The organism is Pedobacter cryoconitis, assembly GCF_014200605.1.
GTDB lineage: Bacteria > Bacteroidota > Bacteroidia > Sphingobacteriales > Sphingobacteriaceae > Pedobacter > Pedobacter cryoconitis_B.
In genome coordinates this window covers 1276887-1283426 of record NZ_JACHCE010000001.1, presented here as the reverse complement: position 1 = coordinate 1283426, position 6540 = coordinate 1276887, and the positions used below count along the sequence as shown (strand labels likewise).

The following is a 6540-nucleotide window of genomic DNA, read 5'->3' as shown; positions in this document are numbered from 1 at the left end:
AATTTACGTTAATTTTTAAGAGGCAACTGTGTTTTTGTAAATGACAGTTAGCAATAAAATAATGAACATAATAGTTCCATCAGCACGGCATTTAATTACAGCACGCCGCCCCAGAACCTTAATAACATTATTTAGTTTAGGAGTAAATAGATGAGAGACTTATTTGAAGAGTATAAGTTATCGGCGATACTTGAAACATCACAGATAACTTATACTATTTTATTAATCAGGCAGTGAAAAGCCCATATTCTGATGCAAAGCTTCGCGGTAATAATATCCGCCTACTGCAATATCAAAAATGGCCATTCCCATTGGATTGAACATGACTACATCCGTAGCTGCTCTTTTTTCCAAAATACCCTTATTGATTACTTCGGCTATGGTTACTGTATCATTTTCCAAAAGCCCTTTTTCTTTATGCATATTTTCAATGTCTGTATTTTGTCTGCAGACTTCTTCCCAGTTATCTACTATAATAACATCCATAAAATCTTTCATGTCAACGGTATAATCTCTTAAAGAGACATTAAGCTGCAGAGATCCCTTTTTAGGAGAGATATTGATATAGGGCGCATCAGATACTGTACAGGTAATAAATATATCAGCATCCTGATAACTGTCTTCCCAGCTGGCAGCAACTGATACCCGGTCCTGAATTTCGCCGAGAATTGCATTCCGGTCAATCGGATTGAGGTCATGGATCAGGACTTTATCAATTTCATCTCCCAAAATTGAAGTAATCATTCTCAGGTGCATCTGACCAATAGGACCAAAACCGTTGATGCCCACAATTAATTTGCGGTCATTATTCCAGCCTTTCATAAATTCTTTGACTACCAGACCTGATACAGCAGCTGTTCTGATTGCACTGACTGTAGCTGTATTAATTATACAGCGGGGTATTCCGGAATCATGTTCATTCAGAATGGTCACAGAGTTTGCCCTTAATTTATCTTTATAAATATTATCAGGAAAACTGGCAATCCATTTTATACCTGCCCATGGATTATCCCCACCGATATATGCTGGCATAGCAATAATTCTGTTTTTAGGATCTCCGAATCTTAAATAAGGCTTGATTGGCTGTGAATAGTCATTCGCATGAAGCTGCACGACTGCATCTTTGATTACTGCTGTTAATTGTTCCCAATTAAAACCAATCTCTTTAATATTATTCGCATTCAGGTATAACATGTTTTCTATTTTTTCAGCTTAAAAATTAGTGGAAAGAACTTCTTCATTTAACTTAGCCGCCAACTGGCTGCCCCATTCCTGGTTATAAATTGTATCTAAATAAGTGTGACCTTTATCTGGAAAAATCAGCAGAGATGTAGCTTTTGATTCTTCAATATCATTAAATCTGAAATAGTTTTTAGCAGCAAGATAAACGGCTCCGGATGAAGCGCCTGCAAAAATTGCCTGCTCGTTCAGAAGCTCATTGCAGCCCCTGATGATACTCATTTGAGAAACAATAACTACATCATCAATGATTGCGTTCTCCATGATTGGAGGAACCTGACTGGCGCCAATACCGGAGATATAACGTTTAACAGGTTTATCACTAAAGATGACAGAACCTTCCACATCTACCCCCACAATTTTAACTTCTGGCTTATTCCTTTTGATAAAGTCAGAAATACCAGTAATTGCACCACTGGAGCTTACTGCAACAAAAATGTAGTCCAGATTTTCAAAAGAAGAGATAATTTCTTCCCCTAAACCATAGTATCCTTTATAATTATTAGGATCGCCATATTGATCTGCAATAAATGAGTCAGGTGTTTTTGCATGTAATTCATTGACTACATTAATCCTTGTCAGCAAATATCCTCCTGTGTGATCTCTCTCTGTAACTTTCACAACTTTATGAGACATCAGATTTAACAGCGTTTCATAAGCTGAATTAATATTCGGATCAATTACAGGGACAAAATTTAATCTCAGTCTTTTACAGATTGATGCTACAGCTATGGCAAGATTTCCAGAACTCGATGCAATGATTGTTGTGTTCTCTGAAATCTTCCCAGATTTGATACCGTTGTAAATAATGCTGAATGCAGCTCTGTCCTTGGAGCTGCCAGAGAAGTTATTATATTCTAACTTCGCAAAGAGATTGGCATCATTATTCTTTAATTCAATGAGTGGCGTATTACCAATAAAGGCGGCCAGTTTTTGTAGTTCTTTTAACATAGGTAGATAAGTTTAAAGATGTGAGGTGAAAATTTAATTTTAATTTTTCTACATGACCTTACTGACATGATTAAATGCATAGTCATCAGGGCGATATTTAGCAGAGTATATTAAAGAATTTTCCGGGTGGCCTGCCGGTTTATGAAATACATTGTGTTTAACAGAATAAGTATCTAAAAAGCGAATCACGCTTAGACTTTGCCGCAAAACATTGCTTGTCAGACTGTAAAAGACAAAAAAGACAGGAAGTACAATAATTGCTGCTGCAGAACTTATCCATCCAAAAAAGAAAAGGATATATCTTTTTTTCAGCGCATATCCCTGGTTAATGAGGTTGCGTAATTTCAGGTAATTCTGTGCGATCGCTTTTTGCCCTGCATGATGTCCCATTGCAAGAACTAAGACCTTTAATTCCTCGAGTTGAGCTTTGGTTTCAGGGTTTTCCTGTATCCTGATTTCCCAGTCATTGATATCCTGCTTATTTCTCTTTAAACAGTAATTAATGAATGTTTCATTTTTCAACAGTTCATTCAAGTGTTTTTCCTGCATCTGCTTAATTATTTTTCTTAATAGAGTAGGAAACTTTACTTTTTCACTACTGTATTTGAAAAAATAAAAAAAATAAAATCATCGTCCCTATTGCAATCAAAAGATAAGTCTCCTGCTCTTTAGTGATCGTTGATTTTAGTTTATCAATAGCTTTGTAAATAGTATTATAAACTGTATTAATAGAAACTTTATTAGTAATTGCAATTTCCTGATAAGATAAACCAAGATAAAATTTCTGATAAACCATATTGCGCTGCTTGGCTGCGAGCTGATTAATATGATCTTTAACAATTTGAATCACAGTCCCATTCATACCCTGCTGGATATACTGATCTTCTACAGAGGGAGATAGCAACATAATTGGCACATCCTGCAATTCGTCCATTTCCTCAGGAGCTATTATATTTTTACGATATAATTTTCTAAGAAAACAAGTAATAATATAATTGTGGTAATTGTTAACAGTTTGAAGATCTGACTTATTTTCCCATAAATACAGGAAAACATCATTAATTGCATCTTTCACTACATCTTCAGAAAAGTATCTTTTATAGCCTATATAACTAAGATAATGATGATAATGTGAATATATAGTATAAAAATCATCTTCTCCTTCTGATATTGTAAAAGATTTCCAGATATGTTTTAAATCGCTCCCTTTTAACCTGATCATATTATTGAATAATTTATTATATTAATATTTTATATAAAGTAAAGCAATAGATATTAATATATTATTAATTCAATAACTAATTATTATTAACAAATTATATTAACAGAAACAATAGATAAATAAACAAATCAGTAATAATAGCATTTAAATTATAGTTTTCAGCTTATTTTTTCTGAGGCAGGATAATTTTCCAATCGTATTGAAAACATAAAAATGCTGTCAATAATTCATATTAATTTAATGTAATCGTGGAGCGTTAACCTATCAAAAAAAAAGCTTCAAACTAATTCTACCTATAAATAACTTTCAAGCTTTACATCACTCAGAATAAACATTATCAATGACTTACAGAACAGATATATATTTTCAACACCTATCCGGCAAGCACAAATTAACCCTGATAAACCAAGAGATGCCTTAAAGTTAAATCATAAAAAACTAAATCTAATTATTATTACACCAATTGACAGTTGCCTTAGGTGAACGGGCAAAAATTTATCACCGGCCGGTGAATTGAGAAATAGAGATAAAAACACAAAAATATACCGGGAGATAATCCCGGTATATTAGATTAATTGATTTAGCACGTATTTTTTTCCCGCAACTACAGAAATCTCAATCATTCTATTTCTATATTTAACTTTACACATGCCACTATTTTTAGCTTTTAGTACTGCAGAAACTAATTTTCCCTCTTTCCACTCCAAATCCATTAAATACCCACCTCTGGCAACTAATCCTTTCACCTTACCTTCTTTCCATTCTACCGGAATAGCAGGCAGCAAATCGATAAACCCCTGATGACTTTGCAATATCATCTCTGCTATCCCAGCTCCCCCTCCAAAATTCCCATCTATCTGAAATGGCGGGTGCGCGCAAAATAAATTCGCATAAGTACCACCACCCTGCATCTTAACTTCTGCCCCACTCCCAACAAAACGAAGCAGTTTCTTCAATGCATCATATGCCCTTTCTCCATTCTGCATCCTGGCCCATAAATTAATCCTCCATGTAATAGCCCAGCCGGTACCATCATTTGTACGGGCAGTCAATGTCTTACGTACCGCATCTGCTAATAATGGATGCTGTGCTGAGGTAATAGAGTAACCTGGATACGCACCAAACAGATGTGATAAATGTCTGTGTTTTGGATCCTCATCTTTCCAGTCATAGTACCATTCCTGCAAATTCCCTTCTTTTCCAATCTGATAGGGCAGCATTTTTTTTAAAGCACTCTTAACCTTAGTACGCATATCGGGGTCAGCATTCAAAATATCGCTGGCTTTTACGTAATCGTTAAACAATTCTCTGATAATAGCCAGATCTGCTGTACCTCCGTATAATACCGCACCAGTATACCCCCTTGGGGTTATGTAATAATTTTCTGGTGAAGTAGAGGGTGCTGTAATTAAATTACCTCTTTTATCTGTTGTTAGAAAATCCAGACAAAATTGTACAGCCCCTTTCATTAATGGGTACGCCTGCTCTCTAAGGTATTCTATATCTTGTGTAAAGGCATAATGCTCCCAAAGATGGGTGGCCATCCAGTTCCCACCCATCGGCCAGTTTGCCCACGAAGGACTTCCTTTTCCAAAATCCCCAACAGGATTAGTCATTGCCCATATATCTGTATTATGATGCAGGACCCATCCCCCTGCCCCATAGTAATTTCTTGCTGTCACGGCTCCGGTTTTAGCTAAACGCCCTATGAAGTCGAGAAGAGGCTGGTGCATCTCAGGCAGATTTGCTGTCTCAACCCCCCAGTAATTCATTTCTGCATTGATATTTGTTGTATAATTACTGCTCCATGGTGGCTGTACTTTCTCATTCCATATTCCCTGAAGGTTTGTTGACTGACCACCTGCCCTGGAAGAACTTATTAAAAGATACCTGCTATATTGATAATACAAAGCGACCAGAGCATTATCATTTTTACCTGCTGCAAAGGCATTTAACCTATCCACTGTATTCATGCCGGCTTTATCCCCGTCACCCAGACTGATCCCGACACGATCATAATACTTTCTGAAATCACTGATATGATTTTTCAATAGCAAAGCATAACTTCCTGCTTTCTGTAAATAACCTGCAGCTGCTTTTAGCTCATCTTTTCCATGTGTTCCGGGATTCACATCAAATCCATTGTAACTGGTGGCCATAGATAGCAGAATTACCGCTTCTCTACCACCAGAAATAGTCAGGGAACTATCTTTTATAACGACCTCACCATCTGTCTTAAGCACTTTAACCTGTGCGCTGTAACGCATCGCATTTACATCGTCCCAAATGACTTCATTACCATGATTAAGAGGAGAAATATGCACAGGCGAAAAACCCTTCATCAGCAGGCTCTTGCCTGAACGGGAGACACTATGCTTCAGCAGACTGTTTAAACGACAGGTAAAATCAAGCTTATCTTCCCCACTCGCAGTAAACCTGACCACAACTAACTGATCAGGATGTGAAATAAAAGTTTCCCGGGTATAAGTAGTCCCATTAATTACATAACTTATTCTGGTGATTGCATTTTGTATATCCAGTTCCCTTTTATAGCCACTGGTTTCTCCCCTATGCTTAAAATCAAAAAACAGATTTCCTAATGGCGCATAAGATTCTGAAAAACTGCCCTGCATAAAACGTACCAGTGAATCTGCTTTTTTATAGTTTTCAGCAAATAGTGCTTTGCGCACAGGCTCCAGATACGTTTTTGCCTTAGGGTTCATATCCGGATTGATTGGCCCTCCTGCCCACAATGTCGCTTCATTCAGAGAAAACCGCTCCGTATTTACCCCTCCATAAACCATTACGCCAAGCCTCCCATTTCCCAGAGGCAATGCTTCTTCAAACTGCCTGGCGGGTTGATCATATAAAAGTTTATGGTTGTTTTGTTGCGCAAAAAGCTGATTAATGAATAGGATTAAAACAGCTGCAAAAAGAAAGCGTTTCTTCATCTGGGGTCTATTATCTGGTTAGTATTAGCAATTAGAATCGGCCGGTAATATGCAAACCAGCCAGATTTAAAACTAAATTAAGGAATAACTGAACATATTAATTTATATTATTGGCCAATGATTAAACAATATAGCCTTAAACGATTATTAGCAGAAAAGTTTAGCTATTTAAATTCA

General features: G+C 36.6%; 5 protein-coding genes. All 5 read right to left on the bottom strand.

The window, feature by feature from the left end; translation table 11 throughout:
- Positions 1 to 222: 222 nt before the first annotated feature.
- Positions 223 to 1194: a 2,3-diaminopropionate biosynthesis protein SbnB gene (locus tag HDE68_RS05565; RefSeq protein WP_183879703.1), complete on the bottom strand. Its 972-nt coding sequence runs from the start codon at positions 1192 to 1194 to the stop codon at positions 223 to 225.
- 18 nt (positions 1195 to 1212) lie between these two features.
- Positions 1213 to 2190, bottom strand: coding sequence for a 2,3-diaminopropionate biosynthesis protein SbnA (gene sbnA, locus HDE68_RS05560; RefSeq protein WP_183879701.1), 978 nt, complete (start codon positions 2188 to 2190; stop codon positions 1213 to 1215).
- Between the two features lie 48 nt (positions 2191 to 2238).
- Complete coding sequence (locus HDE68_RS05555; protein ID WP_183879700.1) at positions 2239 to 2739, bottom strand: hypothetical protein; 501 nt, start codon at positions 2737 to 2739, stop codon at positions 2239 to 2241.
- Between the two features lie 46 nt (positions 2740 to 2785).
- Positions 2786 to 3412 carry an RNA polymerase sigma factor gene (locus HDE68_RS05550; protein ID WP_183879698.1) on the bottom strand — a complete coding sequence of 209 codons (627 nt, stop codon included), beginning with the start codon at positions 3410 to 3412 and terminating at the stop codon, positions 2786 to 2788.
- A gap of 566 nt (positions 3413 to 3978) precedes the next feature.
- Positions 3979 to 6363 (bottom strand): glycosyl hydrolase family 95 catalytic domain-containing protein, encoded by a 2385-nt coding sequence (locus HDE68_RS05545; protein WP_183879696.1) that lies wholly within the window; start codon positions 6361 to 6363, stop codon positions 3979 to 3981.
- Positions 6364 to 6540: the final 177 nt, after the last annotated feature.